General features: G+C 66.0%; 22 protein-coding genes and 1 pseudogene. 11 read left to right on the top strand and 12 right to left on the bottom strand.

Going from position 1 to position 26,646, the window contains the following annotated elements; translation table 11 throughout:
• Positions 1 to 13: 13 nt before the first annotated feature.
• The 3 genes and pseudogenes from O5O46_RS33285 to O5O46_RS35730 form a co-directional block, all read right to left on the bottom strand.
• On the bottom strand, positions 14 to 346 hold the full coding sequence (locus O5O46_RS33285; RefSeq protein ID WP_269859399.1) for a hypothetical protein: 333 nt from the start codon (positions 344 to 346) through the stop codon (positions 14 to 16).
• A gap of 273 nt (positions 347 to 619) precedes the next feature.
• Positions 620 to 850 (bottom strand): hypothetical protein, encoded by a 231-nt coding sequence (locus tag O5O46_RS33280; protein WP_269859398.1) that lies wholly within the window; start codon positions 848 to 850, stop codon positions 620 to 622.
• A gap of 175 nt (positions 851 to 1,025) precedes the next feature.
• Positions 1,026 to 1,175, bottom strand: a pseudogene (locus O5O46_RS35730) (IS701 family transposase); the annotation flags it as partial.
• Positions 1,176 to 1,479: 304 nt separating this feature from the next.
• Here O5O46_RS35730 and haaT point away from each other — a divergent pair.
• The 4 genes from haaT (at position 1,480) to haaN (ending at position 6,315) form a co-directional block, all read left to right on the top strand.
• Positions 1,480 to 4,260: a cyclophane-containing RiPP biosynthesis TPR protein HaaT gene (haaT, locus tag O5O46_RS33275; protein ID WP_269859397.1), complete on the top strand. Its 2,781-nt coding sequence runs from the start codon at positions 1,480 to 1,482 to the stop codon at positions 4,258 to 4,260.
• A gap of 130 nt (positions 4,261 to 4,390) precedes the next feature.
• Complete coding sequence (gene haaA / locus O5O46_RS33270) at positions 4,391 to 4,591, top strand: HaaA family cyclophane-containing RiPP peptide (RefSeq protein ID WP_269859396.1); 201 nt, start codon at positions 4,391 to 4,393, stop codon at positions 4,589 to 4,591.
• 13 nt (positions 4,592 to 4,604) lie between these two features.
• Positions 4,605 to 5,765, top strand: a complete 1,161-nt coding sequence (locus O5O46_RS33265; RefSeq protein WP_269859395.1) for an FxsB family cyclophane-forming radical SAM/SPASM peptide maturase — start codon at positions 4,605 to 4,607, stop codon at positions 5,763 to 5,765.
• Between the two features lie 76 nt (positions 5,766 to 5,841).
• Positions 5,842 to 6,315, top strand: coding sequence for a cyclophane-containing RiPP N-acetyltransferase HaaN (gene haaN, locus O5O46_RS33260; protein ID WP_269859394.1), 474 nt, complete (start codon positions 5,842 to 5,844; stop codon positions 6,313 to 6,315).
• A 256-nt stretch (positions 6,316 to 6,571) separates the two neighbouring features.
• On the opposite strand, the gene O5O46_RS33255 is transcribed toward haaN, so the two are convergent.
• The gene (locus tag O5O46_RS33255) at positions 6,572 to 7,525 is read right to left on the bottom strand and encodes an IS481 family transposase (RefSeq protein ID WP_269859393.1); all 954 of its coding nucleotides are present in this window, start codon (positions 7,523 to 7,525) and stop codon (positions 6,572 to 6,574) included.
• Positions 7,526 to 7,896: 371 nt separating this feature from the next.
• Between O5O46_RS33255 and O5O46_RS33250 the strand changes: the two genes are divergently transcribed.
• On the top strand, positions 7,897 to 8,586 hold the full coding sequence (locus tag O5O46_RS33250) for an amidohydrolase family protein (protein WP_269859392.1): 690 nt from the start codon (positions 7,897 to 7,899) through the stop codon (positions 8,584 to 8,586).
• 253 nt (positions 8,587 to 8,839) lie between these two features.
• Here the strand turns inward: O5O46_RS33250 and O5O46_RS33245 are convergent, their stop codons facing one another.
• The 3 genes from O5O46_RS33245 to O5O46_RS33235 form a co-directional block, all read right to left on the bottom strand.
• Positions 8,840 to 10,699, bottom strand: a complete 1,860-nt coding sequence (locus O5O46_RS33245; protein ID WP_269859391.1) for a DEAD/DEAH box helicase — start codon at positions 10,697 to 10,699, stop codon at positions 8,840 to 8,842.
• A complete protein-coding gene (locus tag O5O46_RS33240; RefSeq protein WP_269859390.1) occupies positions 10,696 to 12,114 on the bottom strand; it encodes a ParB/RepB/Spo0J family partition protein in 1,419 nt (472 codons plus the stop codon). The genes O5O46_RS33245 and O5O46_RS33240 overlap by 4 nt, the downstream gene beginning before the upstream one ends.
• Before the next feature lie 92 nt (positions 12,115 to 12,206).
• Positions 12,207 to 12,878 (bottom strand): hypothetical protein, encoded by a 672-nt coding sequence (locus tag O5O46_RS33235; RefSeq protein ID WP_269859389.1) that lies wholly within the window; start codon positions 12,876 to 12,878, stop codon positions 12,207 to 12,209.
• A gap of 330 nt (positions 12,879 to 13,208) precedes the next feature.
• Between O5O46_RS33235 and O5O46_RS33230 the strand changes: the two genes are divergently transcribed.
• The 3 genes from O5O46_RS33230 to O5O46_RS33220 all read left to right on the top strand — a co-directional run bounded on the left by O5O46_RS33230 (position 13,209) and on the right by O5O46_RS33220 (position 15,791).
• Positions 13,209 to 13,904, top strand: coding sequence for a hypothetical protein (locus O5O46_RS33230; protein ID WP_269859388.1), 696 nt, complete (start codon positions 13,209 to 13,211; stop codon positions 13,902 to 13,904).
• Positions 13,905 to 14,362: 458 nt separating this feature from the next.
• Positions 14,363 to 15,337, top strand: coding sequence for a NaeI family type II restriction endonuclease (locus O5O46_RS33225; RefSeq protein ID WP_269859387.1), 975 nt, complete (start codon positions 14,363 to 14,365; stop codon positions 15,335 to 15,337).
• Positions 15,321 to 15,791 (top strand): very short patch repair endonuclease, encoded by a 471-nt coding sequence (locus tag O5O46_RS33220; protein WP_269859386.1) that lies wholly within the window; start codon positions 15,321 to 15,323, stop codon positions 15,789 to 15,791. The genes O5O46_RS33225 and O5O46_RS33220 overlap by 17 nt, the downstream gene beginning before the upstream one ends.
• Here the strand turns inward: O5O46_RS33220 and O5O46_RS33215 are convergent.
• Together O5O46_RS33215 and O5O46_RS33210 are read right to left on the bottom strand one after the other, a co-directional pair.
• Positions 15,750 to 16,928, bottom strand: coding sequence for a DNA cytosine methyltransferase (locus tag O5O46_RS33215; protein ID WP_269859385.1), 1,179 nt, complete (start codon positions 16,926 to 16,928; stop codon positions 15,750 to 15,752). The genes O5O46_RS33220 and O5O46_RS33215 overlap by 42 nt on opposite strands.
• A gap of 861 nt (positions 16,929 to 17,789) precedes the next feature.
• On the bottom strand, positions 17,790 to 18,041 hold the full coding sequence (locus tag O5O46_RS33210; protein ID WP_269859384.1) for a hypothetical protein: 252 nt from the start codon (positions 18,039 to 18,041) through the stop codon (positions 17,790 to 17,792).
• A 1,070-nt stretch (positions 18,042 to 19,111) separates the two neighbouring features.
• Here O5O46_RS33210 and O5O46_RS33205 point away from each other — a divergent pair.
• Positions 19,112 to 19,831 (top strand): hypothetical protein, encoded by a 720-nt coding sequence (locus O5O46_RS33205; RefSeq protein WP_269859383.1) that lies wholly within the window; start codon positions 19,112 to 19,114, stop codon positions 19,829 to 19,831.
• Positions 19,832 to 20,147: 316 nt separating this feature from the next.
• Positions 20,148 to 22,229, top strand: a complete 2,082-nt coding sequence (locus O5O46_RS33200; protein ID WP_269859382.1) for a hypothetical protein — start codon at positions 20,148 to 20,150, stop codon at positions 22,227 to 22,229.
• 44 nt (positions 22,230 to 22,273) lie between these two features.
• Here O5O46_RS33200 and O5O46_RS33195 read toward each other — a convergent pair whose 3' ends face one another.
• The 3 genes from O5O46_RS33195 to O5O46_RS33185 form a co-directional block, all read right to left on the bottom strand.
• Positions 22,274 to 22,570, bottom strand: a complete 297-nt coding sequence (locus O5O46_RS33195; protein WP_269859381.1) for a hypothetical protein — start codon at positions 22,568 to 22,570, stop codon at positions 22,274 to 22,276.
• A 1,369-nt stretch (positions 22,571 to 23,939) separates the two neighbouring features.
• Positions 23,940 to 24,983 (bottom strand): methyltransferase, encoded by a 1,044-nt coding sequence (locus O5O46_RS33190; protein WP_269859380.1) that lies wholly within the window; start codon positions 24,981 to 24,983, stop codon positions 23,940 to 23,942.
• 29 nt (positions 24,984 to 25,012) lie between these two features.
• Positions 25,013 to 26,230, bottom strand: a complete 1,218-nt coding sequence (locus O5O46_RS33185) for a cytochrome P450 family protein (RefSeq protein ID WP_269859379.1) — start codon at positions 26,228 to 26,230, stop codon at positions 25,013 to 25,015.
• A gap of 234 nt (positions 26,231 to 26,464) precedes the next feature.
• Between O5O46_RS33185 and O5O46_RS33180 the strand changes: the two genes are divergently transcribed.
• Entirely contained in the window at positions 26,465 to 26,593 is a 129-nt protein-coding gene (locus O5O46_RS33180; RefSeq protein WP_269859378.1) for a hypothetical protein, read from the top strand.
• Positions 26,594 to 26,646: the final 53 nt, after the last annotated feature.

Here is a 26,646-nt window from a genome sequence, read left to right as displayed (position 1 = left end):
ATCCCCCTGTGTCTCAGCGGCCGGAGAACCGGGCCGCGTCGAAGTTCGCCGAACCCATCGCCGACCGCGCGTCATCCGACATCTGCGTGTCACCCGTAGTGAACGACTTGTTCATGCCACTCTGCCCACCCAAGATCGAACCCAGCGAACCGTTCAAATCCGCCGTGATCCGGTCCGACTGCGCCTTGAACGCATCGAACGCCGCCTTGCCCGCACCGTTGAACTTCCCCTCCAACGGCTGCGCCGCCGCGATCAACTGCTTGATCAGCGAACCCAGATCCTCACTCGACCCCTGGGTGCCCTTGATCAAAGTCGACAGCGTGGAGCTGCCCATGTCGAACTTCACGCTGGTTCCCCGCCCCGTGTGAGTGCTGCCTCAACTCGCCCACCTGCGCGCTCAGTTCGCCGCAGGCACAAGAGAGATCAAGTCTATATTCCAGCTCAGTGTCACCTTGAGGCACATCTCAGCCAACCTTGAGGTCAGCCGGAACCTCGCTACTCCGGGCCCTGACGGAGGGCGCGGAGCTACCAAGATGACGCGCTGGTTGGGAGAGGGCCTGGTGCTCCAGTTGCGCCTCGGTGCCACATTGCGCTCCCCCTGCGCGGCCTGTCGACTCAACTACGACTGCACGAGCAGTCTTTCAGGGGCAACGCCATCGCGTACCCAAGCAGCGGCCACCTTCATGGCGACCGCACGATAAAGGACATCTTCGTTGTCGTCTTCAGGACGGGTGACTTCGGCTACTTTGTCGAGAACAAGTACACGCTCACGTTCCTGGATATCTGTGAACTTATAGCGCACTTCTTGGTCGTCCTCAGACATCTTCTCGACTCGCGCATAGAGCGCCATTGTCAACTCCTGAGAGGCCAGGTGGTCGTCGTTCGCGGCGGCCGGAGCAGGCTCCGAGAGCGATCTTAACCAGCTCGACGGGCCACACACATCGCGTCGGACAGCTTCGGAGCTCCTCCACGCCATCGTCCGCCCACACTGGCTACCGGTAGTTCGTTAAACCGGGCGGTAGAGATCAAGGCCGTGCGCGGTGCTGACCGCGTCCAGCAGGGCTTGGAGTTCGGCAGGCGGGTCCTTGTCCGTCCAGGCTCGCCACCACCGGGTCAGGGTGGTGGCGGGGGTAAGCCACTACCCCCTCGGCGAGAGCCCGTCTGCCTCCGGTTGGGCGGCGCTGCAACAGCTCATGCGCCATCTTCGCCCCGCAAGCGAAAGGCAAGGCTGAAGATCTGCTGATCCGGCGCGACGTCCTGTGGTTGGCTTCGTTGTCCTTCATGCGCAATGGTGTGTCGACGGGTGGCCCGCCTCGGCGTCGACCTTGACCAAGCCCCGCGAAGGCTGGTCCGCTTGGAGGACGAGGTGTCGTACTGGGGGGTGGCCTTCGTGGTCAGATCGGATCTATGTGCGCTGTCTCGGGTAGACGGCGGCCAAGCGGACACGAACAGGCTCGTGACCAACGTGGCGGCGCGCGCATGAGGCTTCGTCGGGGCATCGCTATCGCCGTCGTCGCCGGTGGTGGCGCGCTGACGACAATGCTCGTGGGGCTCGTCACGAACGCGGTGTCCAGCCAGTCTCATTGGCCCGGATGGCTGGGCTGGATCCAAAGACACCCCTGGTTCTCGTTCGTCGTGCTCGGCGTGGCAACAGTCGGTTTAACCGCTTTACTGACCGCGTTGTCCGAGAGCCGCGGGCCCACGTTGAGTGCTGAGCCGTCGCCCCGGCCGAAAGTTGACGCGGGCCCTCCGGGTGCCGCGCTGGTGCTGCGGTCGCTGCCGCGCGACTCCGTGGTGTTCACTGATCGGTCTGCCGAGCTGGAGCGGCTGGTGGTGTCGGTGGCCGCCTCGCAGGAGAGGGGTGAGGCGCTGCCTGTTCATGTGATCGACGGGATGGCGGGGGTAGGGAAGACCACCTTCGCAGTCCACGCCGGGCATGTGCTCTCGGAGCGGTTTCCGGACGGGCAGCTGTTTGTGAATCTCAACGGGCACACGTCGGGGCGCAGCCCGGTGCAGGCTGACGAGGCTCTGGCCTCGTTATTGGCGGCTGCTGGTGTGCCGACGCAGCAGATCCCGGTCGGTGAGGACGTGGGCGCGGTCACGGAGGCGCGGGCCGCGATGTGGCGCAGTCGGCTCGCGGACAAGAAGGCGCTGCTCATCCTCGACAATGCGGTCAGCTACCGGCAGTTGGAGCCGTTGCTTCCGGGTGGCGGCGGCTGTCTGGTGCTGGTGACCAGTCGCAGGCGGCTGGCGGCGCAGGAGGAGGTGGTCTTGCCGGTGGATGCGCTGCCGCCGGACCACGCGGTGGATCTGCTGGTACGGCTGAGCGGGCGGTCGGCGGACACGCTCGACCGGGGTGTGCTCGAGGAGTTGGTGCGGCTGTGCGGATACCTGCCGCTGGGGGTGTCGCTGCTGGCAGCGCGGCTGCGGCACCATCCGTCCTGGAGTGCCGAGGACCTGCGGGAGCGGCTGGTGGCGGCCCGGGATCGGCTGGGGGAACTGCGCGCCGGGGAGGGTACGGTCACCGCGACGTTCGATCTGTCCTGTCGGGATCTCGCGCCGGAGCGTCAGCGCTTCTTCCGGTTCCTCGGCTTCTACCCTGGTACGGACCTCGACGCGTATGTCGGGGCCGCACTCTGCTTGGTTCCGGTGGCGCAGGCCCGTCGCCACCTGGACGCGCTCTACGACGCCCACCTGATCGACGAACACCCAGGGGGCCGCTACCGGCTTCACGACCTCTTACGCGACTACGCCCGCGGTCTCGCCGACGAGGGAGACAGCATGGACCACGTTCAGGCCGTCCAACGTGTGTGTACCTACTACCTGGCCGCGCTCGCCGCCGCGAACACGCACATCGTCCGCGGCGACGCGGTCACGGCGCCCGCGCTGGATGCCGCCTCGCGGGTGGAGACCCCACCCATGAAGACGCGTACAGCGGCGCTGAGTTGGCTGGAGAACGAGCGGCCCAACATTTTGGCCTGCATCCGGCAGGCGAACAGCCTCGCCCTGCACGACCTGGTGATTCGCCTGGCTGCGGCCATGGCGCCTTTCCTGCGGCAGGCCGGCCCGTGGGACCAGGCTGTCGGCCTGCATCGGGCGGCAGCCGAAGCCGCTCGGCACACCGGCGACCGGCGCGCGCTCGCCGGTGCGCTGGCCGAACTCGGAGTCGTACGACGCTGTATGGCCGCTTACCCCGAGGCGACCGAGGCACTCAACGAGGCGGTGACACAGTATGAGACGGTCGGCGACCGGCGCGGAAAGGCGGATGCCCTGAACCAGGTGGGCATTGTCTGGTACCTGACCGCGGACAACGAGGCTGCGGCCCGAGCCCAGAGCGAGGCCCTGGCCATCTACCGTGAGCTCGGCGACCGGCTCGGCCAAGCCAACGCGCTCGCGGACCTGGGCATGGTGCGCCGGCAGACAAGCCAGTTCGACGCAGCCGTGGAGGCGCAGGGCGAAGCCCTGTTGATCTACCGTGAGCTGAACGACCGGTACGGGGAGGCCAACTCGCTGCGGGACCTCGGCGTGGTGCACTGCTGCTTGGGCGAGTACGACCGAGCCGCCCGACGGCACCGCGAGGCGTTGGACATCTACCGCGAGCTCGACGACCGGCACCACGAGGCTTACGCATTCAACGAGTTGGGCGTGGTGCGTCGGCTGAGCGGTGATCTCGCCGGTGCCCGGGACGCTCATGCCCAGGCGCTGGAGCTCTTCACCGAGTTCGGCGACCGGTTCGGGCGGGCGAACAGTATCCGTCATCTCGGGGTACTGGAGCGCGTTTCCGGGAACGCCACGGAGGCGATCCGGCTGCTGGAAGAAGCCCTGGACGCGTATAGCGATCTGGGCAGTCGCGGGGGCGAGGCCGCCTCGCTGAGCGAGCTTGGAGCGGCTCTCGGGAACATCGGGAACCGGGACGGCGCTGTGGAGGCGTTCCAGCGCAGCCTGGAGATCCTGAGCGAGCTGGGTGACCGGTACGGCGAGGCTGAGGTGTTGAACCACTGGGGATCGCTGCTGCGCACCTGCGGTGACCAGACCGCCGCCCGCGGACACTTCGAGCGAGCGCTGACTCTGGCCCGCGACATCCGCTGCCCGCTGGAGGAAGCACGGGCGCTGGAAGGCATCGGCCGCTGCGACTGGGCGGTCGACAGGTCCGTTCAAGCCGCAGGCTCACTGCGTCAAGCACTGGCCACATACCGGAAGTTGGGCGCGGGCCCGGCGGCTGACGACATCGAGCGACTGCTGGCATCACAGGCCAGATAGCCCGGCATGTGACCGGTTTCCGTATGCCGCCGCGAGCGGTACGACTGTTACGTTGCCAGCTCATCTGTCGTCTCCACCGCCGCCGCACTGTGCCGGTCTGCCACGGTGCGCCCATCACGAGGAGCGCTGAATGCCGTCACCCACGTCTGCTCCCGCGCCACACGCCTGGGCTCCCGTCGTCCCCGAGCCCGCTCAGCCGGCACAGGGCACGGTGGTCTTGGACCGTGTCGCAGCCCGCGTCCGGCAGCGGCTGGCGGCCGAGCAGGCCGCGACGAACCGCGTCGGCGACGGCGCCCACGCAGCCTCGATCATCTGGCCCTGGCCACTGTGAGCGCTACCGCTCGATGACACCCCTGGAAGACACCGCACCCTTTCAGACGTTCATTCTCAAGGTCGCGAACCGCTGCAACATCGATTGCGACTACTGCTACGTCTTCAACTCCACGGACCAGGCGTGGCGGCACCTTCCCGCCCGGATGAGCCTGGACGTGGCCCGAGCAGCGGGTCGACGGATCGGTGAACACGTCGCGGCGCACGGGCTGCGCACGGTGCATATCGTGCTGCACGGTGGGGAACCGCTGCTCGCCGGTCCCCGTCACATGGCCGACCTGCTCAGCGCTCTCCGGACTGGGGTACCGGCGGATACGGCGGTCCGCTTCGAGCTGCAGACCAACGGGACGCTCCTGACGACGGCGTGGCTGAACCTCTTCGAGCAGTACGAGGTGGCCGTGGGCGTCAGCCTCGACGGACCGCCAGCCGCGAACGACCGGCACCGGCTCACTCATGCCTCGCGATCGAGCGCCGCCTCGGCCGTACGCGGCATCGAACTCCTACGCTCCCGACCACACTTGTTCGCCGGACTGCTCGCCGTCGTGGACCTGGCCAACGACCCGGTCGAGGTCCACGACTACCTGGCAACATTCGATCCCCCGGTGATCGACTTCAACCTCCCTCACGCGACGCACGATCAGCCGCCCCACCGCAACGACCCGACCGTGCCCGAATACGGGCTGTGGATGAGCCGTGTCTACGACGCCTGGCTCGCCCGGCCCGACCACCGGCACAGCGTCCGGATGCTGGAAGACATCGTCGCGCTCACCTCCGGCGTACACGGCTCAGTGGAAACCCTCGGCCTCGCCCCACCGACCAGCGTCGTCATCGAGTCCGACGGAACAATCGAAGGCGTGGACACCCTACGATCCGTCGAGGAAGGCGCCTCCCAGCTAGGGCTCAACATCGCCAACCACAACTTCGACCAAGCCCTTCGCCATCCCAAGCTGCAGCACCGGCAATACGGCATTACCGCGCTCGCCGAAAAGTGCCAGAACTGCGCGCTGGTGGACGTGTGCGGCGGCGGCTACCTCCCGCATCGCTTCAGCGCCACCGATGGCTACCGGAATCCATCCGTCTACTGCACGGACCTGGAGCACCTCATACGCCACGTCCAGAACTCCCTGCGGCAGCACGGTTGGGACCCGCACGCACCATCTGCACCGTCCCCGTAGCCATGCCGTACCCCCCGCATCGGATCACGCGTTGGAGCAAGCGAGTGCAGCGACTGAAGAACGACAGGAGACGCCGATGACCGTGACGATCCGCCCCGCCGACAAGCGGGACATCCTCGCTGTGGCCGAACTGATCGAGGAGATCGAACGGTTCTACGGGTCGACCGAAATCCAGCCGCTCGAAGAACGCCGGTCCCAAGTGGAGGAAGCCCTCTTCGGGTCACCGCCGCTGGCATCCGCTCTCCTCGTCGAGGACGAAGCCGGTGACCTCGTGGGCCTCGCCGCATACTCATTCCTCTGGCCGGCAGCAGGCGCCTCCCACTCCCTCTTCCTCAAAGAGCTCTATGTCCGCGACACCCTCCGCCGACAAGGCATCGGCGCCCAACTCATGAACGAGCTCCGCGACCTCGCCGCCGCGCGACCCGGCTGCAGCCGCGTCGAGTGGATGACCGACCACGACAACCCAGACGCACGGGCCTTCTACCGATCGCTCGGATTCACCGAGTTCGAGGGAAAGATCGTTTACCGGATCGACACCAATACAGCGTGAGGGCTGAGTAGCAGGAGCCAGCTGAGCAGGCGAGTGAGCATCACGTAGAGTAGGCTTAGCGACCACGATCCGAGATCAATCCCTGCGCGTACTGCTCCACTCGCCATCGCTAGTCACAGGGCGGGGCCGAGTCCGAGTTCTGCAACCTCACAACCCAGTGCCCGCCTGATGCGGTCTTGGTTCCCCCTCCGTGCTTGGTCACCCGGGGCCGACACCGGATGCGTACGGCGCCGTAGGTGAATGCCGGATCGGTGACCTAGCTGTATTGCCCTGTGAGGTTGGGGACGCGGCTGGCGGGTGGTTGGCCGCCCAGCGCGGTGTGTCCGCGGTGGTGATTGTAGGTGTGCAGCCACTGCGGGAAGGCGTCGCGTCGTTCCTGTTCGCTGCGGTAGGGGCGGGCGTAGGCCCATTCCTCCAGCAGGGTGCGGTTCAGGCGTTCGACCTTGCCGTTGGTCTGGGGCCGGTAGGGCCGGGTGCGTTTGTGGGTGATCCCGGCCGTGGCGAGCATGTCGCGCCAGTCGCGTGAGCGGTAGCAGGAGCCGTTGTCGGTCAGGACGCGCTCGACAGTGATTCCCGCCTGGGCGAAGAACGCCTGGGCCCGCTGCCAGAATCCGGTGGCGGTCTCCTTCTTCTCGTTGCCGAGGATTTCGCTGTAGGCCAGGCGGGAGTGGTCGTCGACGGCGGTGTGGATGTAGCTGTAGCCGGTTTTGGAGCGGGTCTTGCGGCCTGCCTGTCGGCCGAGCGCCTTGTGGCCGCCGCCGTCGGGGATGTTGCCGAGCTTCTTGATGTCCACATGCACCAACTGGCCTGGTCTGTCGCGTTCGTAGCGTCGTATGGCCCGGCCGGTGGCTCGGTCGAGGTGGGTCAGGCGGGCCAGGCCGTAGCGGGTCAGTACGCGGTGCACGGTAGAGGGCACCAGGCGGAGCTTGCCTGCGATGCGGGCTGGTCCCCAGCGGTGCAGGATCCGGATCTTGATGATGCGGCGCTCGGTTCGTGTGGGGGTGCGTCGCGGGTTGGCGTGAGGGCGGCTGGAGCGGTCGGCCATGCCTGCCTCGCCGAGTTCGCGATAGCGGTGGACCCACCGTTGGGCTGTTGTCGGTGAGACCTGGAAGCGTTCCGCGGCCCGGCGCAGGGGCCAGCCGTCGTCGACCACGCAGCGGGCCAGACGCAGACGGCCGGTCTCGGTCAGGGGTGCATTACGGTGGGGCACGAGGGCCTTTCTGTCGTCCGGCGTAGATGTCGCAATCCACACCGAGCCAGAAGGCCCTCACCCATTTCAAGGTCCCTCAACCGAGACCTGCATCACCCGTCCACAACCTACCGGGACAGAACACCTAGCTCGACCAGACGTACGCCTCGCCGGGGCCGAGTTGGGCTAGCTGCTCGGCAGTGCGTCCAGGCAGGACCGCATTCGCCTTCTGCAAGTGCCTCAGCCAGGCCGGGGAGGTGGACTTGTGCGGGCTCACGTGGTTGGGACAGCCCGATCAGCTGGACGGGCACCGAGGGAGGGTCCTGGCTCGCCACAAGGACGCCCATACTCTCTAGGCCCTAACCGACTCGCGGAGAACGGGAGTTGCGACGTTGATCAACGCTCGCCGCGTCCTCACGGGTACCGCGGGGGAAGTCTTCGAGGACGGCGCAGTCCTTGTCGATGGCGCCGCCATTGTCGCCGTGGGCCCGCGCTCTGATGTCGAAGCGCAGGCACCGTTAGGTGGGCAGCGCCTCGCCTTCCCTGAATCGACCGTGCTGCCAGGATTGGTCGACGCGCATGTCCACCTTGACTGCGACGGAAGACCTGACCCCGTCGCCGCTCTTCAGGGCCGTGACAACGACGCACTGCTCCAGGACATGGCGACCAGAGCGGAGCAGCTCCTGAGCATTGGCGTCACGACTGTGCGCGACTTGGGCGACCGTGACCACCTGGTGCTGCGCCTGTCGGAGGCGATAGCCGCCGGTACGGTTGCCGGTCCGCGCCTCATGTCGGCGGCCACGCCTGTCACGCCGCCCGGCGGTCACTGCTGGTTCCTCGGCGGTGAGGTGAACGGCGTGGAAGAGATCCGTCGCCTTGTGCAGCACAATGCGGCGGCCAGGGCGAAGGTGATCAAGGTGATGGAGACCGGCGGGGGGCTCACCAAAAGCGGCGCGAAGAGTTGGGAGTCCCAGTTCACACCTGACGAGCTGGCCGCGCTTGTCGACGAAGCGCATCGGGCAGGACTACCAGTCGAACATGTCATGCTTGACGAAGCAGCGCGTATAGGTGTCGAAGGCTGAGGCGAGCCATAGTTGACTCGGCAACAGACCGTCACCGGCCCTCGTTGCCCGTCTTTCTTTGCTTGCTTGCCCTGACTTTGTTGCCGGACACAGTGCGTGGGTAGCTCTGCAGCAGTACGACTGGCGGGACTTGAGCGGTGGACAGCTCGCACAGTCAGGGCTTGATAGCGTGTGTATAGGCGACCTCGAGTAAGACAAAGCCTTCCCTGCGGTGAACAAACCTCGGCGCCTACCTCAAGGGCTCAAAGTGACGCTATCTGGCGTTCAGGTCGTCAGCCCCCGGGCCGCTGCCAACATCGATATGTTTAAGAAGCGCGCGCACATCTGCCAAATCCATGCCAGCGGCCGCGGAAGGCTCCTCAACTAGATCAGCGAGTTGCTGGACGGACGGGTCGTCCAAGATACGGCCCATGAACTCAAGTTTCTGCTCCAGTCGCATTGCCACAACCTCGTCTACAGTCCCGGCTGCTACCAGGACTGTGACCCTGGTCTGCGTACCCGGCGCAAGGCCGAGGCGATGGATGCGGTCCATGCTCTGCAAGAATCGCCCAGCCATGAAGTCGCGGTCCACGTACACCGCATCATGGCAGACATGGTGGAGACTGATTCCCTCGCCGAGGGTAGCCGGATTGGACAGCAGGACCAGACAGTCGGGGTCTTCACGGAAGCGCCGCAGCTCCTCTTCCCGTTCAGCGGTGCCGCCGTGGACCGCAGCTGGCTGATAGGGCGCAAGCAGTTGCTGAAGGGTGATGAGGCTTCGGACGAAAGTGGTCCACACCAACGTTTTACGGCCGAGAGCGGCGTTGTCAGAGACGATCTTCAGTGTCTCATGGTACTTCGGGGAGAGCTCATAGCTGGGTAGGTCTCGAAGCAGCGCATACAGCGAGTCGTCCGGTGACGCCTCAAGGGGCGGCACCCGGTAGGACAAAGGCTCGTACCGGGTCGTCCCCTCGACGAGCAGCGCGGGACTCGTGGCCGCCATAAGCAACCGGAGCATGGACTTCCCGAACGCCTCGAAATCCCCCCGCGACGCCTCGGCACGTGCAGAAAAGTTACCCTTCAGAGTCTCATAGATCTCCCGGTGGATCGGCGGCATTTCCACGTGACGAACCTTAGGCTCAAACGGCGGCAGTCCGAGCTCCTTCTTCGTCGTTCGCGTGAATAGCGGACGCAACACCTCGCTGGCGTAGGCGAGATCGCCGCCTGCCACCGCGTCCGTGACCACCCGCTTCCCGTGGCCGGGCCACACGAAGGACAGCAAGTTCTCAAGGTCCCGTGCCCCGTTGGGGGCCGGAGTGCCGGTCAGGATCAACCGACGCGCAGCCAGTGGGCCCAGGGCTAGGCACGCCGAACCGTAGGTTCCATTGGCCCCGAGCTTCATCCGGTGAGCCTCGTCCAGAATCACCATCGAAGGCGCCGCGCGGAGCCATGAGGCAAGCCCCGTCAGCGATCGATCCAGTCGTTCGTAGTTCACAATGAGCACCTCGGCGCCCGGCTCGGGGGAAGGCCCCATCACTACTGCGCGCAAGGGCGCCTTGAAGCAGGCGGTGCTCTCGTACAGCCACGACTCATAGGCGGACTTCGGACCCACTACCAACAGGCGCCGGGCTTCCCCACGCACGCGCGATGCAGCGAACACCGCGAGGCCCACCCGCGTCTTGCCGGCACCGGGCACGCTGAAGTTCGCGCCGTGCCGGAGCGAGAGCAACCGGGCGATATCCCGCAGCTGGAACGAGGTGAGGTCTGCCGTCCAGTCGTCGCCGAAAAGACTGACGACGTCTTGGTGATCGGCACCGTCGGGCAGCGCGGACACGTAACCATCGAGGCTGCGCTGCGCGGCGTCGGCGTCATCCAGAACACCGTTGACCAGCGCCACGAGCGCTTCCTCCCATTGGACCCCGGGGTGCTGCCAGCTGCCCAACTCACCCAAGCCGACCAGGAAGTCATCGAGGTCGATCTCGGCCATCAGAGAGCCGCGTTGGCTGCCCGTGGCAATGCGGGCAGCCAACTGGGCGAAGTCACTCTGGAAGGCCGACTGTGTCCGCAGCACCACCCTTGTGCGCGTTACATCGAAGCCGAGCTGGAGAGACGGGCGCTCCGTGGTGGCCGTCATGCCCGCACCTGCTCTGCGGAAGCCGCCTCGATCATCCAGGCCAGGCCGTCGCCTGGAGGCTCGATGCTCCGCTGCGCTTCAATGGCGAGCTTCCCCATAACGGTGCGGAGCTGGATGAGTGCATCGTCGAATGCGCCCTCGTCCAGACTGCTGGTGCTGCGCGCTAGTACCAGGTCTGTGATGGCTTGCTCCAATGCCTTGCACGCGTCGCTGACTCGGTCCGGAGCTGCCTGGCGCTTCTTCTTCAGACGGACGTCGCGGCCGGCCACAGTGATGGCCTCGTTGAAGGCTTCCTGAAGCGAACCGATGACCTTGGAAGCGGCGTTCAAATCGGCAGGCGCTGCCTTGCCGCCGGCAACCTCGACAGCCTTGGCTTTGAGCAGCGTGTCAGTCAGCGAACGGGCAGCGGAGACCTTGGCACCAGCGGTCTGCACAGTCCGGTTAAGGCCAGGGATTACGACCGCCGCGGGTGCTGCGCCTCCACTTGGCTTTAGCGACTCGGGGAGCAGTCGCTCCAAGTACTGGGCATGGAAGTCCGGTTCGATGAACCGGACGTCCGTCTTGGCGAAGTCGAGCACAATGGCGGCCAGCCGCGCCTCCTTGAGGAGATCCGCTCGCTCCCTGTTCCTCTCTTTTTTGTAGGCGCGGTAGAGCTCGGCCAGCTTCTCCTGCGACCTCTCCAAGTCCATAAGCCGGAGTTCGAAGTTGCTGTTCCGGCTGCGTGAGATCAGTTCCCGCAGCTGCGCCAGAATCCACATGTCGCGCTCCAGCGCGGGAACCGTGGTGTGAAAGACCTTCGCGATCTCGGAGAGTTCGCGGCCGATCTGGACCTGCTCCTCTACGGCCATCAACTGGTTGATGTACGAGTAGTCCCGCCGCTTGTCCGGACGCAATTGGAGGGACAACTCAACTGCGTTGACATCGTCCCAGGTGCAGGACGTGGGGAGCACGCCTACCCGCATGCTCGTGACCCCGAGCTCTTTCAGCGCCGCACGCCGAGTGTTGCCGTTGACCAGGATCCCCTCACGGGTGATCAGGCCCGGTTCGCTCTGGCGGTGCTCACGCAAGCTCTCCTTGAGGGTGTCGAAGTCCGGGTCACGCCGCTCCGGTTCGGAAGGCCGGGCCTGGAGCAGATAGTGCAGGTAATCCTGGCTCTCGACGCTCCAGGCATCCTGCTGGAGGCACAGATCTCGTGCCGAGTCGTAGCTGCGCTGTGCGCGGATACGGTGGGTGCCCGGGTTGTAGAGCAGGGCATCCACGGGCATGTCGATGACCTCTATGTGGAGCGGAGCCCCCCGCCATTCGACTCTCAGCGTCTCCGTCACGCCCTCGGCCTCCTTGAGCTCCTTCAAACGCTGTTCGACGAGCCTCCGGTTCTCAACGGCGGTCGGCGGTAGGCCGAAATCAGTGAACATCTGCGCAATCTCCTAGACAGGCCGACGAGTGCGAGCGTGGGCGGAGACGGCCGAGCCGGGCCTCTCCCCGTAGGACGATGGTCGCGAATGGGTCACCTAAGTACGGCCCGGACTTGGTCGCGGGCGTCCGCCGGCAGCGTCCTGTAAGCCGCCCAGATATCCTCGACTTCACTGAAACCACGAGCGTCCTGCTCGACCCACGCGTACAGCATCTTTCGCTCGATCGCCGACAGCCTTCCGATGCGGGAAAGCACGTCGCCAAGATCGGCGGTCAGATTGCGGCCGCCCACCCGACAGCGGTTGCACTCAATTACTGCCTGCACCTCGGTCGCGCCGGAGGGGAGCCGCACCTCGCGACGGGCGATGTCGAGCTGGGATGCAATGTAGGTGCCGGGGTACTGCTCGCCGGGACCAATCCCGCACGAGCGGCACTTGTGCCCGTCGCGAGTGAGTAGCGCATGCCTCTGTGCGGCCGTGAACGTCTGAGTGGACTTGGTTGCCTTGCCTGGCTCCCAGACCGGTGCGCCCTGTTCCACGAAGCGCTGCTCGTGAGCCTCGAGAGTCGGATCCTCGCGGTTGGTGTCGATACGCCAACCGAAGTCACGCAGGTCGCGCATCCGTCGGTCGATCTGCGACGTCCCCAGGAAGGCTTCGCGCAGTTGCCCCTTGGTGAACAGTCCCCCGACACCCACCTCCTGCACCAGCCACAGTGCAGCACGCTTCATAGTGCCTAGCTTCGGATCCCTCCAGGACGGCATGTCCATGCGCACGGTCCACCTCTCTCATCGGCAACGGGCCCCAGACGAGTGCCAACCCCGGTCTGGTCTCACCGGGAGCGGGCCTTCTGTCCAGCAACAACCAAACCGCAATCGCTTGAGAAGACGGAAGGGCAATGGTGTCCCACTTGTGGTACCGGGAAACTCGGAACAGGTAATGAGCCTCCAACTCCGCTAGGAAGGCGCCAGAATCGTCTCTATACCTGTCAACTAGCCGATGGGGAGGTCAACTTGCCCCAGCTGCACCAGTTCAAGCCGCTCCCCCCGCTCCTCCCTGCGGAGTGGCGTGCTCTGGCTGAGGCCGTCCGGAACCTGGTCATGGCCATTGGCGAGTCCTACGGGAAGATCAGCGACCGCTTGGATAGGCAGGTCTTTCGGAGCAAGTCCGTGCTCTCCGACCTCGCCAATGGCAAGCGGAAGCGCCCGCCCAGCATCGGCCTGCTGCAGGCACTTCACGGCCTCGCATCTGTAAAGGCAGAGGCCGCGGGCATTGCGGTCCTCCCCTGGGACGAGCTGAACAAGATCTGGGAAGCACTCACGCCGCCACCGCCGATCAAGCCTCCGACCTGCCCGGCTTGTGGGGCTGCTGCGCCTTACGAGCGGGCGCAGGCAGGGAAGGAGCCGACCAGCACCTCCGTTCGGAATCCGCGCGCGGCGGACGTGCCGTCATTGCCGGTCCCCCCTCCGAGGGGGGACCGGCAACAGCTCGCCGATGTTCGGTCGCCGTCCATCGCCGTCGTGGAGGCTTGTCTCGCTGCCGGCGACTTGGAAGGAGCGGTTGGCCTTCTTCACCATGCCGGCGCAGAAGCACCTCCGGACGAGACGGCCGCCGCGATCGCGGCCTGCGCAGACCGAAGCCTATTCGAGGCCGTCGGCATGATCGCCAAAAGCGCAGCCAACCGCTCTGACCGCGATGTCCTGCGGGTACTCTACGAGCTCAACGTGCTGCGAAGGCACGCCGAGGCGGAATTGCTGCTGGGGTTGGCGCTCGGCATGTCCGCGAACCAGGCATGAGGACGGGCCTGATCCGTGCTCACCCGGGTCCAGGAACCATCAGAATCTGTGTCAGGCCACCCCTAGTTCTGACACATCTCTACGAGACCTCAAGGTCAGGTCGCGTTTTGAGTGCAGGGAGCTGACTGTCTGCCATGCGATGAGAGCCTTAGCTGATGGAACGTCGCCTGAAGTGGTAGCTCCTGGCGCTCGCTCAGTATCGGCGGCGCCGTTCGGACGGTGCCTGACCGGTCACGTCGCTGGCGGTGTGGGGTCCAGGGATGACGTGCCACCCGGAGCATGCGCATCTCTGCCAACGTGGCAGGGAGGAGACCTGATCCGTTTCTGAGCCCCCTTTCCGTTCCGGCCTGCGCGGCCGTTCAGGCGCGAGCCGTTGCCGCAACTCGGCTCTTTGCATCGTCCGTCACAGCTAGCGTTGCCTTCCAGTCCAAAAGTCGAGAGATGCGGAGCCCCCCGTCGTGGGCAGACTCGTACTACAGCCACTTGGCACCGTCTGTGAGAACCCTGCGTGCAAGTCGCCGGGCCGAATCTTGCAGGCTCCGACCGACGACGAGGACCTCCAAGGCGTCCTGCGCGCGATCGCCACTCCATGCCTGGCCGACGGCTTCACGGAGGCGATCAGATCATCGGTGGACTACGTCCTGGACGGGGCCCGAACCTCGCGCTTCAACCTCCTGTCGCCGAAGGTCCACCCGGGCGAGCGAGCCTCGGTGGGAGCCAAGCTCGAGTACGAAGTCCAGAGGGTATTCGGTTGGAAGAAGGCCAAGCCGCTCGACATCTTGATCAACGATACCCCCGTGGACCTGAAGGCCACTGTCGGGGACAATTGGGCAATCCCTGCGGAGGCGCACTGCCACCTCTGTATCTGCACTCAGATCCAGCTGAAGAAGAACCGCCACCGCAGTTGGCTGGTCCGCACCCATACCTCGTGGCTCTACCGCGGGAGTAACAACGACGGCAAACGAGGGATTGCTGCCGACGCCCGTGAGCAATGGGCAGTCCCGCTCTACGAGTGGACGCCGCTCCCCGTGAATCCGCTCTCGCTCCTCACAGAGGAGCAAGCCAACGCCGTGCTCGCCGAGGATCGGGGCCAGGAGGCGCGCCTCCTGATGCTGTTCGGCTACCTTCCGGGAATCGTCATCCCTCGCAGCGTAATACTGACCGTATGCGCCGGCCGGCAGGACCCGATACGAAGGGCCCGCGCCATCCGCGAGAGGGCGGAGGCCCAGGGGCTGCTCCTGCTCTGCGGGAAGTGGCAGGACCAGCGCGTAACAGCAGCTGCGCATGGATACGATCTCGGGCCTGGCGACTGGGTCGCCCTTCCTGCCGCAGACCGAGGCGCGCGCCCCGCCATCCCGGAGGCCCGCCCAGGCCAGGCGGGAGGGGAACAGTGGAGTGGAACACGGGAGGCTAGCGATGGTGCACTCTTCTGACTGGGAACCACCCGTCGGCTCTTGGGCCTCCTCAGCCGCCAACCGCCGCAGTATGCTCGGCAATCGCAACCGCGACACATCCCCGGAGCTTGCCCTGCGTTCGCTCGTCCACGCGTCGGGCCTCCGCTACCGGGTCGCTGCGAAGCCTCTGCCCGGTATGCGCCGCACCGCAGATCTCGTCTTCCGCCGAGTGCGTGTTGCCGTGTTCGTGGACGGGTGCTTCTGGCACGGATGCCCGCAGCACTTCGTGCCTCCCAAGACGAATCCGGACTACTGGCGCCAGAAGATCGGCCGGAACATGCAGCGCGACAAGGACACCGATATTCGACTTGCCGAGGCAGGCTGGCTGGTGCTGCGCTTCTGGGAGCACCAGCCAGCAGAGGAATGTGCTGAAGCGGTCAAGGACGCGGTCTCAAAGCGCAAGGAGTGCGGGCTGCTCGTACACCGGGGCTGAGACGGGCTCATCGCTTTCACAGCGCGGGGCCGGGGGTGCAGCGCCCTTGTCGGCCTGCTTAAGAACATCGATGATCATCTTACCGACTGCTTCGGCCACGGGGGGCGGGAAGGCGTTCCCGACCTGCCGGTAGGCGGCCGTCTTACGCCCGGAGAATTTCCAATCCTCGGGGAATCCCTGGATTATCGCAGCCTGCGGCACGGTAAGCATCGGGCCGTCTTCACTCAAGAGGTGTCGGCCGGGTTTCACCATGGGGTCCTCGTCGGCCACGCCGAGAGCGTTGACTCCCAAGTCTTTCCACGCTCGCTTGGCCCTGGTCGGGCCGAGATCCGCACCGCCGTGCTTCTTAGAGCCGCCAACCAGCGTGGGAGCGGCAGCCTTGCGAGCTCCCTCGTACTCCAACCACCGCTCGTAGCATTCTGCGGCTCTCTCTGCAAACTCGGTCCCACGAAGAGCGTCGTAGCGTTCCTTCATTGAATCCCGGAGCGCGTCGGCCACCGTGGGAAAGGCAGCCCCATTACTTTCAGGAAGTTCGTCGAAATAGGGAGCGTACCGCCCTTTCACAGCCACGAGGATGGCCCTAGGGCGCAGCTGAGGGACCCCGAAATTCTTGGCTTCCAGGACCTTCCAATCACGCTTGGTGTATCCCATTCGCGATAGCTTGGCCTCGATTTTCGCCCTGTAGGCGGCGAACTTGTGCTTGGGCTCCAGAAGGCCGCGGACGTTCTCGATCATCACAGCCTTGGGGTCGAGAGCGTCGACCATTTCAAGCATCACAGGGAACAGATCACGCTCGTCGTCCTGCCCGAGCTGCTGCCCGGCCACAGAGAAAGGCGGACAGGGAACGCCACCAGCCAGGAGGTCCACTTCCCCCCGCTTCAAGCCGAGGTCGGCGATAGTGAACTGCTCGGGCCGCTTGCCCTTACGCTTCCTGGTGAACAGCTTGAGGTCCCGCTGGTGTACGTCCCCTTCGCGTCCACCCAGCTTCCCGATGTTGTCCCGGAGGGTCTGGCACGCATCCGGGTCGATCTCAATCAGAGCCAGGTGCCGGAAGCCTGCTGCGTCGAGCCCGACCGCCTGCCCTCCCGCGCCGGCGCAGATCTCGACCGAGGTGTATACGCGGTCCTGCACCGTCACAGCAACCCCTCCTCAGCACGCGCCAGCGCATTGCGCTGGCGCGTGCACCTCTGGCGGTGCAACCGCCGAACCAATTTGATCGAACAGGAGAACGATCAACATGCATCGCCGATCGTGCCAGGACCTCACCGAGAGATCCACCAGCACCACAGAAGCGTCGCCGCAACGGGTGAGCCAGGGACCACACGACCGAATATGAAGCCCAGAGTCTAGTTCCCAGGCGAACGGCGGATGCGCCATGGTCCCAGACACGAGGCGTGCGCCGTCACCCAACACCCACTCGAACTCCGCCGACCAAGGCCCTGGCCGGACCAAGGGGCTCGAACCTGCACAGAGTCCCCGACCACCCGACGGACTCCAAATTCAGAACGACACCGTCGCAGTAGCGGCCAGCGACCCCGCTCTACCACGCGATGATCCGGCTTTGTTGTGTTGGGCCAGCCCATCCACTGCTCCTTCGGACACAGCCGCTCCGGGCAGGCGGCCCCAGCCAGCAAGGCGCCCGTCCGCCCCTACCGTGCCCCCCGACGGCGCCCCGTCCCGTACACCCCGTGCACACTCCCGTCGGCACGCCCGAGAACCCGCAGCAAATCCCGGGAAGTCCGGCAGACAGCCCAAGGGCCCTGACCAGGCCAAACGCCCAGGTCAGGGCCCAAGCGGCAGACAAGCCGAGCTGTACGCCGGGTTCAGAACGAGACGGCCGCCGTCACCACCAACATCCCGCCCCGCGTCCGCACCGACCCGACTTCCCATGTTCTGCTGCTCCCGCCGGGGGCACCCTTCCTGAGGCAGGGCCGCAATCGCTGCCCTGACCTGCAGGAAGTCAAGGTTTCTGATCTTCCCGGCCCACTTCTTTACTTGTCAGTAAGCGAAATTCCCTCCCTCCGGCGGCTGCTCAGCGCGTGATCCAGGCCGCGTCGCAGCGCGATCTTGTTCCGGCGGAGCCGGGCGCTTGGCCGACCAGCCAGCCAACAGGTCCGCTAGAGCGGCGACCGCCTGCCGTTCCTGTTCGGCGCTCAGCGGCACGAAGTCCGGAGCGGCGAGCACGACAGGCTGGGTGCGCGAGCCCTTGCCGCGTCGGAATTGCTGTACTTCAGTCCATGTGTTCTTCATGTCCTCATTAGGCACCGAAGTGCGCCGATGCGCCGTTGTGGGAGCCGAGAAGGCCATCCATCCATGCATGCGAGAGGGCGGATCGGCGGGCAATTCACCGGCGGTCGGCACGGCCAGGCCTGATGATCGACTGCGCTGCTCCGCTTGGCTTATCCGGCGATGACGAACGCCTTCGCCGCGCTGCGACTGCTGCCGGTGAGTGTCGGGAGAAGGACGTAGAGATCCTGGTGCTGCGGCACCAACTCGCCATGCTGGAGCGCCAACTCGACGGGACCCCCGCTTCACACCCGTGGACCGCGCATTTCTCGTTGAACAGGTTCTGAACCTGTTCAACGAGCTTGGGTACGAGCGGACCACGCTCACCGCGGTCAGGGACCGGTTCAAGCTGCCGAAGTCCACGGCGCGCGACCGCCTCGCCGAGGCTCGGAATCAGTCGGCATGAACCACGCGAACCCCCCTGGGGGCCGAGCCGGGGTTCGTTAAACCATCAAGCACCTGCGAGAGAGGAGCGATTATGGGCCTCCAGTTCAGGGAGTCGAAGAAGATCGGACTGTTCCGGACAACAGCTCCTAAGAGCGGCATCAGCACCTCGGTCGGCGTGCCGAGGGGTGAGGATCACCAAGCGGGCGGACGGCCGCACCCAGACGACGCTGAGCGTCCCAGGGACGGGCGTGCGCTCCGTGGCCACCCAGGGCAGCAAGCCAGGAATGCGGGGCAAGCAGCAGGCTCAGGCTGCGGCGCCGTCAGCCAGCGGAGTTCGCTACGGGGGCCAGGGAGCCAACCGTTTCGCCCTGCTCGGCTTCACGGGCGGCACGATCACGGTCAGGGGAACACCTTCGAGCTGCGTCGCCACGGGTCCGCCGTCCTGCCACCTGTTCGTCGAGATGAAGTACATCTCCCACGTCTACGTCACGGCACCGGAACACCCTCGATTGTCCGTAGAGCGCTGTTCTCGGCGCCCCGGCCACGTGAGCGCGATCACTGAGGGTGACGTGGTGCCGCGGCAGTTTCCAGTACGCCCTGCGAGTGTGTGGCGGCCCGATACGTGAAGCGCCGGGCACAATGGCGGGATGCGTGAAGACCACGAGCTGCTCGCCAGGGTGCGGGAGTTGCGGCAGCGAGGCAGTGGACCAAAGCAGATCGCCCGTGCGCTCGGTGTGTCCTCTTCCCGGGCGGGCGCGTTGGTACGGCAGGTGGCCCAGGCCGAGCAGGCAGACCTCGCGCCGGACCGTCGAGCCGTGGTGGGGTGCTGGGTCAATGCGGGGTGGACCAGTGGTCTTGGCATGTCCGCCGCCCCGCAGTGGGTGGCCGCCGATCCGCTCGGCGCCCAGGACCAGCCGGGCACGGGCGGCTTCGCACAGATCCTCATCGCCCGTCAGGAACGAGCCAGCAAGGTGACCGTATGCGGGTTCCTGGTGGATGTGTACTGCCTGGGTGTCAAAAATGTCATCGGCCCCGAGGTCATGGGCTCCGGCTCGGTGGACGCCCATGTCCGTACCTATTACTCCGCCTTCGACCACCCGCCCCTGACGATCGGGATACAGCAGGCACAGCAGATCGTCCACGGAGCCGTCGCCTACGCACGTGCTGTGGGCTTCGGACCCGCCCCGGGCTTCGACGAGGCCGCCACCCACCTCGGAACCCCCCCACCCGGACTGCCCGCGATCAGCTACGGCCGGGAAGGCACACCGTTCTACATCGCTGGCCCGTACGACGACGCGCCGGCGATCGTCCGAAAACTGGAGGAGACCTGCGGCCCGGGGCAGTACCACTACTACGCCCAGATCTGAACCGAGTACGACCGAGAAGCAAGCACCAGCGCCCGAGTAGCCGGGAGGAGGCTTGCGCCATCAAGCGGGAGCGCCGGGTTCCGCTGCCACGGAATCGGTGACAGCCCCCTCCAGCTGCTGCTCGGTCAGCACCTCGGTCTTCACCGTGCGACACACGATTCACCGCCTGTCGCCGCCCGTAGCGCAACCCGCGCAGGTCCGCCACGGCCCCGGCGGGCTGAGCCGGCCTCGAACCAGCCGGCTCAGCCGCCGGGTTCACGGGGCCGACGGACCGGTACGGTGAAGAGGTAGCCGCCGAAGGAGCCGCAGTATCCCGATGCGTATGTTCTACAACTTCGCCGATGACGACGAGTACGAGGCAGGGCGCGACCTGCTCGTGGAGCGGCTGGAGCGATGGGCCGCGCTGCAGGGCGGGCCGCGGGAGGAGCTGGACGCGTTCGCGGTGGCGGTGGCTTTGGACTACCGGCACTCCGGGACCCGGGACGGGCGCCTAGGCCTGTGGGAGCCACGCCACATCGAAGAATTCCTGCTGAACTGGGCGCCGCGCGCGGTGACCGTGCTGCCCGGCGAACAGCTGCCCGACGCGCCGGGAGCCGTGCGGTGGCTGCTGCGCTTCCTACACGCCACGCAGCTCGCCGATCCGCGTGGGCCCGGCCTCGAGGAACAGCTCGTCTCCGTGGATGCGGCCGCGCACGAATACCCGGCAGCGATGGCCGACCGCTCCCTCTTCGGACCGGCCAAGTTCTGGATAACGCTCGCCGCCGAACACGGCATCGACCTGAGCAACCAGTCGGCGCTGGACGGGTTCGTCGAGCGCGTCCACGCCGGAGAGCAGCCGCACGACGAGGACGCGCTACGTGTCATCGCCCAGCGGCACATCACCGAGGGCCCGGCCGACGGCCAACGCTCCGAGCCGCAACTGCCCGTCATCCTGCCGTCCGCACAGACCCTACGCGCCCAAGCCAGGCACATCGCACTGCTCACTCAGGTCAGGCAGCTCGCCGAGTGGGCGGGCAAGCAGGGGCGAGCTGTCACAGCGACGGGCCGACTGAAGACCGCCGACGCGCGCGAACTCGTGGACCTTCTGGCCACCGGTGACGCTCTGCCCAAGGCCCTGCGTTCCGGCGATGACCTGCCGCGCCTGTCCCTGGTCTTCGAACTGGCCAAGGCCGCGAGGGTGGTCCGGGTCACCAAGGGCCGCCTGTACGCAGTCGCCAAGGCCACCAGGGACCTGAAGGACCCTCTCGCCCTGTGGCGGCGCACCTTCGACGCGCTGTTCGCCATGCGTCGGCCGCTGCTCGGGGCGAAGAGCGGCTGGCATGTCGAATCGATGCTCTTCGATACGTACGAGGACGTGCTTCCCGACATCCTGGCCACCCTCTACAGCCTGCCCCACCCCATGCCCTGGCCCCGGCTGCGCGACAGCGTCGACCACAGCCACCGCGTCCGCTTCCAGCTCGGCGATGAAGCCCACCAGACCTGGTTCGACCACGCGCATCGCGACCTGCGCCATGTCCTGGACGTACTGGAGGATTTCGGCGCCATCGACCGTACCCGTGGCACAGCCGCCCACGAGTACCTGGACATGCCGGTCCCCAGCCGCGCCCCCGCGCTACCGCCCGGCATGCCCGCCGAACTCGCCGCCTTGCTCGGGGACCAGCCACCGGCCCCGGTCTTCACCTCCGACGAACTCACCGACGCACCCACGGAGTTGATCAGCCTGACCGCCCTGGGCACATGGGCCATGCGCGCCCGGCTGCTGGCCGAGGGCCGCGACGCACCCCTGGTCGGAGAACTCGCCGACGCCCCCGCGGCCGGTCTGCTCGGCGTCCTGGCCGAGCACTACGACACCGACTCCGCCCGCGCCGAGCTGACCACCTGGCTCCAAGCCCACGGCGGCGAAGACTCCGCCTACCCCCACCTCCTCGACGCGGTACGGAACATGCCTTTCCGCAGCCGCGCCCAAGCCATGCTCAACACCCTCCTGACGGCGCTCCCCGAACCGGAGGGCAAACGCCTCGTCCGCTCCCTGCGCACCGACCCCCGCCTGGCTCCGTACGCCATCGGCACCCTCGTCCAACGCGGTCTGCTCTCCCTCGCCGACCTGACTGACACCGAAGCCCTGGTCATGGTCGCTGAAGGCATGCTCCAACTACTGGAGGCCACCGGACCCGACGGCTTCGCAGAAGCGATGCTCGCGCAGGGGCCCGACTTCCAAACAGCCGTCGAAGCCGCCTTGGCCGCACCCCACCCCGACCAGACGGCACTTTCCAAGCTGCAGGAGTCCGCGGCGCGATTGCCCCGTCCCCTCTCACCGCGCGGCGGACAGCACACGAGCAGCAAGTCAGCCCGGACCAGACACAGCGAGAAGAAGCGGAGGCGAGACCGCCGCCGCTAGACAGGGCACTCAGCCCGGACCCGGATACCCAGACCACCATCGAACTACGATCCGCTCGGCGGCGACTCCGGGGCCGCACAGTAACCCGCGCGCCGCGCTTTCGCGTGCACCGGCAAGAGACTGATCGGCGGGCCCTCGATCAGCACATCGGTTTTCGCGTTGTGGCTCGTTGGGTGCACAACACAGATGGGGACAGAAGACCCGTCCGACCGCCCCGCCCGCAGGGCCTCACTGGCGATGCGGGCCGTTGCGTCGACGGTGTCACCGGCCAGCACTACACGGCAGCGGACGCGGTTGGCGCGCTTGTCATAGTGCATTTGCAGCCGGAAGGCCTCGATCATTCTCCGGCGGAGGGAATCTCGGGCGCGGTGATCTCGCGGGTTCCAGTCGGCGAGGAGTCGACGAGCGCGGGGCCCTGTGAGCTGGGGCCCTCTGCCGAAGTGTCTTGATCTCGGCTTGCTTGGCGCGGATCTGCTCGTCCAGGTCCGCGACGCGCATCTGCACACCCCGGATGAAGCTCTGATCCAGTCCGTCCGCCACTTCCAGTGCGTGGAAATGGCGTTCCCGTCGGGCGGTGACGTCTGCCGCTGCTATGCGTAGTGCTTGTTCACGCTCTGTGTGGCGGCGCGACTCCTCTTGGTCTGCTGCGGGCAGGGTGGCTGCGAGTGGAGCAGCGCGGCCGCGAAAGACGCGCCTTGCGCGCCGACAGAAACCGCCTCGGCCACCCAAGGGGAAGCCCCCAACGCCGAAACTGACCGTGGTGACCGGGCGGTAGCAATCAGCGGCTCGCACCCGGCGCGCTGCGCAGATGATCCTCGACCACCTACAAGTTCACCCCGATACGCAGTTCACTGCCACCGCTCTCAGCCGCGTCATCGGCAAGAGCCCCGGCGCGATGTTTCGTCCCGGAGACAGGGTCGCCTTGGTCCACACCACCGATCCGCACACCCACCTACCACCGGGCGATGAAGGTACGGTGACGGCTCATCAGCCGGGCGAGCAGTGGCGGAATCGCTTGGCCATCGCCTGGGACTCGGGGATCGAATCTCGCGATGCTGCTCGACGAAGGAGACCACGTGCGCAAGCTGTAGCGCACCCCCGTGACAACCCCGGGCCGGGGAAGCTTCAGGCCCCGGCCCGGAAGGGGCAGATGGGTTCGGCCGCCTGATCGGTGCATGCGGGCAGATTGTCTCGGGCTGCTTGCATGTGGTCATGGCAGACCCAGCCCACCACGCCACTACCCGAACCTTGATCTTCTTCCAGCACCCGGCCTTACTGTCGGCCACGTCGAGGCGGGAGCACTGACCACGACGGTGAGCCACACCCATGGCGCTCGCGTGCGGTTGCGGCTGGGTCCGAAAAGCCACGAGCCGTTACCTCACACAATGGCACCCCAACTGGAGGCGGCCGCGCGGTCACAAGCGGCTCCGCGGCTCTCGCAGGCGCCGCCCATGGGATCACCCACACACCAACTGCCATGAGTTTCGAACCACGCGAGCAATCCCTCCGAGATCAGGGAGGCCGGCCTCGTGCGCTGCCGCCTCCGCCATACCGCAGTCCAGCCCCTGCAGCCACCAGCGCACCCGCTGAAGAGAGGGAAAACGACATTGGATCTCGGCGCGCCAAACGTGAGCCGGTCTGCCTTCCCCGCGCGATTGGGGGCTCGCGGCCGCTGACAGTCGCCACACCCGGCAGAGGCCATGCGAGTTGTCAGCTGGGACGGGCGCTCAATAGCCACTGAGGCGGCAGGAGTTCGCTGGCCTCGGTGAGAGTGAAGTCGCACGAGGCGAGAAGGGAGTCCCATTCGTCGCGAGTGTGGATACGGCCACCACAGTTGATCATCACTTCGATGTCGACGAAGCGTCCCCAGTCGTACCCGTTGCCTGGCGTGATCACCGATTCGATGAGGAGTAACCGTGCGTCGCGGCGGTCGCCGATCGTTGCGCGCACAGCTCGGAGAGTTGCGGTGACGGTTTCAGCGTCCAGGCAGTGCAGGGCGTTCTTGATGATGTAGATGTCCGCGTCGGGCGGTACGTCTGAAGGGAGGGAACCAGCAGCCAACTCCACGCGATTCGCTAGAGAGCCGGTGGTGAGGTCGGGGTGCGCCTGGCGGACAACTTCCGGCCGGTCCATCAGGATGCCCGTGATATGTGGATGTGTGTCCAGGATGGTACGTAGCAGTGTGCCGGTTCCCCCACCGAGGTCGGCAACGACCTTGGTGTCAGTGAAGTCGAAGGTGTTCATCAGGGCTTTGGCGACACCGGCTGTGAGTGGGGCCCACGCGCCTTGGTAGACGGCGCGTAGTTCAGGTTCATCATCCAGGTACTGGAACAGGGCCTTGCCGTTGGCGTCTTCGAAGCTTGGCCGACCGGTACGGAGCACGTCCAGGATGCGGTCAAACGACTGTGTGGTGGACTCGTCGGCCAGGAAGAGAGTGAAGTCGCGCAGTGAGAGCTCGGTGCCCGAAGTGAGGTGACGGCCCATGGGCGTCAACGAGTAGCGGCCGTCGCCCAGCTCGGCGAACACGCCTACGGCAGCGGTGGCGCGCAGGCAGCGGTGCAGGGGGCCGGACTTGACTCCGCAGGCATCAGCGAGGTCTTCGACGGTGCGAGGACCGCTTATGAGTAGGTCGGCTATGTTGAGCCGGGTTAATGCGATCAGTGGTTGAGTGATCCATTTGGCGGCCACGAGTTGCATGAGGCGTAGGTGCGGTGGCATCCACTCGGGGAAGACCTCTGGGCCGGTGTCGTTCATGGGTTCTCTTCTCTGTTGGTGTGGGCGGATCAGTGCGTAAGGTTGACGGGTAGGTGGCTCATGCCGCGCATCACGATGTTGGCCCGCCAGGGCAGGGCGTGGTGCGGGACGCTGAGACGCACAGCGGGGTAGCGGGTGATCAGTGAGGTAATGGCGGCCTTGGCCTCCATGCGGCCCAGCGCATGCCCGAGACAGTGGTGGACGCCGTGCCCGAACGACAGGTGCGCTGAGGGCGGTCGGGTGATGTCGAGTCGGTCCGGGTCCTGCACGAAGTCTGAGTCACGGTTCGCAGCGGCGAAAAGGATCAGGACGGGATCTCCTGCGGGTATGCGCACCCCGTCGATCTCGATTGGCTCGGTAGGGAACCGCCACGTGGCCGACTTGACCGAACCCTCGTAGCGGAGAAGTTCCTCGATCGCATTATCGACTAGGCCAGGGGCATCGTGGAGGAGTGCGAACTGGTCAGGGTGGGCGAGGAGAGTGGCGACGGCGTTCGTGATGAAGTACGCGGTGCTTTCATGTCCGGCGAAGAACAGCTGGAACAGCAGTGAGTTCCGCTCCTCGTCGGTGATTTCTTGGTGAGCGTGGGCATCAAGTAGCAGTCTCATTAGCCCGCCGTCAGCGATCGCGTCGGGATGAGCCGTGAGGCCGTTGAGGTAGGCCGCTAGGGTGGCGATAACCTGCCCAAACACCTCGTCCTCGGCCGCTTCCCCGCGCAGCACCAGCAGTCCCAGCCGGTGGAACAGTTCGGTGCCATCGTCTGGCAGCCCGATCAAGTCGGCAAGGACACGGATGGTCAACGGCAGGGCGAACTCGGCGAGCAGATCAGCCTCGTCGTGCTCTTCGAGGCTGTCCAGGAGCGACTCGGTGATCTGTAGGACTTTTGGTTCCATCGCGAGTATGCGACGTGCGGTGAGCGTACGGGACATGATTCGCCGCATGCGCGTGTGGTCGGGCGAGTCTGTGGCCAGAAGGTGGCGGCCGTAGAGGGATTGTTTCTCCTCTGTCGCTAGCCCAAGGAGCGCGCTTCGAACTTCGGGTGTTGTGGAGACTGGGTCAATGCTGAGGCGGGCATCGGACATCAAAGTGCGAGAGGTGCTGTAGTCACACACCAGCCATGCCATCACCTTGGGAGCGACTTCCATGTGATGGATGGGGCCGCCCTGCAACAGGTGACGGTAGGCCTGGTACGGCAGAGCAGCGTTCGACTGGGCGAACGGTTGCGGCTGAGTGGCGGGCTGTGTCATGCCCGTTCGTCTATCACGTGCTTCCTCAGGCGCCTCAGGAGTCGCACAAGTTGTTCTGATCTCTTGAGGCCGTACCGGGGCTGGGGGGACGCTCGCCGTGGGTGGTCTCCAGAAGATCTGGAGCGCCTGGGCCGTACCACCACGTGAGGAGTCGAGTGCGACCTCTTCCTCACGCGGTAGTCGCCCGCCTGTCGAGGCATGTCGTTTCTACCCAAGATAAGGAGGTGTAACCCCATGAAGCTGCGTTCTGAGGCCACGGTTGAGCACCGCAACACCACGGCGCAGGTCACCCTCAGCGATGAGCGTGACGAGGCGATCGTGATCCCGGGCACGTCGTGCTGCTCGGCGGCGGTCACCCGCTGAATGAACCCCTGATTCAGGGATGCCGGGCAGGCAGCACCTGTTGCCTGCCCGGC

The sequence above is a fragment of the Streptomyces sp. RPT161 genome, assembly GCF_027533845.1.
GTDB lineage: Bacteria > Actinomycetota > Actinomycetes > Streptomycetales > Streptomycetaceae > Streptantibioticus_A > Streptantibioticus_A silvisoli_A.
Note: the sequence above shows the minus strand (reverse complement) of the source record. Positions and strands in the feature narration are given on the sequence as shown.

Excerpts from the sequence above, each read along its gene's own strand:
- O5O46_RS33205 (WP_269859383.1), top strand. The coding sequence starts at position 19,112 with ATGCGTGAAGACCACGAGCTGCTCGCCAGGGTGCGGGAGTTGCGGCAG.
- O5O46_RS33195 (WP_269859381.1), bottom strand. The coding sequence starts at position 22,570 with ATGATCGAGGCCTTCCGGCTGCAAATGCACTATGACAAGCGCGCCAAC.
- haaN (WP_269859394.1), top strand. The coding sequence starts at position 5,842 with ATGACCGTGACGATCCGCCCCGCCGACAAGCGGGACATCCTCGCTGTG.
- O5O46_RS33220 (WP_269859386.1), top strand. The coding sequence starts at position 15,321 with ATGGTGCACTCTTCTGACTGGGAACCACCCGTCGGCTCTTGGGCCTCC.
- haaT (WP_269859397.1), top strand. The coding sequence starts at position 1,480 with ATGAGGCTTCGTCGGGGCATCGCTATCGCCGTCGTCGCCGGTGGTGGC.
- O5O46_RS33200 (WP_269859382.1), top strand. The coding sequence starts at position 20,148 with ATGCGTATGTTCTACAACTTCGCCGATGACGACGAGTACGAGGCAGGG.
- O5O46_RS33180 (WP_269859378.1), top strand. The coding sequence starts at position 26,465 with ATGAAGCTGCGTTCTGAGGCCACGGTTGAGCACCGCAACACCACGGCG.
- O5O46_RS33230 (WP_269859388.1), top strand. The coding sequence starts at position 13,209 with ATGGCCATTGGCGAGTCCTACGGGAAGATCAGCGACCGCTTGGATAGG.
- haaA (WP_269859396.1), top strand. The coding sequence starts at position 4,391 with ATGCCGTCACCCACGTCTGCTCCCGCGCCACACGCCTGGGCTCCCGTC.
- O5O46_RS33235 (WP_269859389.1), bottom strand. The coding sequence starts at position 12,878 with ATGGACATGCCGTCCTGGAGGGATCCGAAGCTAGGCACTATGAAGCGT.
- O5O46_RS33210 (WP_269859384.1), bottom strand. The coding sequence starts at position 18,041 with ATGAAGAACACATGGACTGAAGTACAGCAATTCCGACGCGGCAAGGGC.
- O5O46_RS33190 (WP_269859380.1), bottom strand. The coding sequence starts at position 24,983 with ATGAACGACACCGGCCCAGAGGTCTTCCCCGAGTGGATGCCACCGCAC.
- O5O46_RS33265 (WP_269859395.1), top strand. The coding sequence starts at position 4,605 with ATGACACCCCTGGAAGACACCGCACCCTTTCAGACGTTCATTCTCAAG.
- O5O46_RS33245 (WP_269859391.1), bottom strand. The coding sequence starts at position 10,699 with ATGACGGCCACCACGGAGCGCCCGTCTCTCCAGCTCGGCTTCGATGTA.
- O5O46_RS33185 (WP_269859379.1), bottom strand. The coding sequence starts at position 26,230 with ATGACACAGCCCGCCACTCAGCCGCAACCGTTCGCCCAGTCGAACGCT.
- O5O46_RS33280 (WP_269859398.1), bottom strand. The coding sequence starts at position 850 with ATGGCGCTCTATGCGCGAGTCGAGAAGATGTCTGAGGACGACCAAGAA.
- O5O46_RS33240 (WP_269859390.1), bottom strand. The coding sequence starts at position 12,114 with ATGTTCACTGATTTCGGCCTACCGCCGACCGCCGTTGAGAACCGGAGG.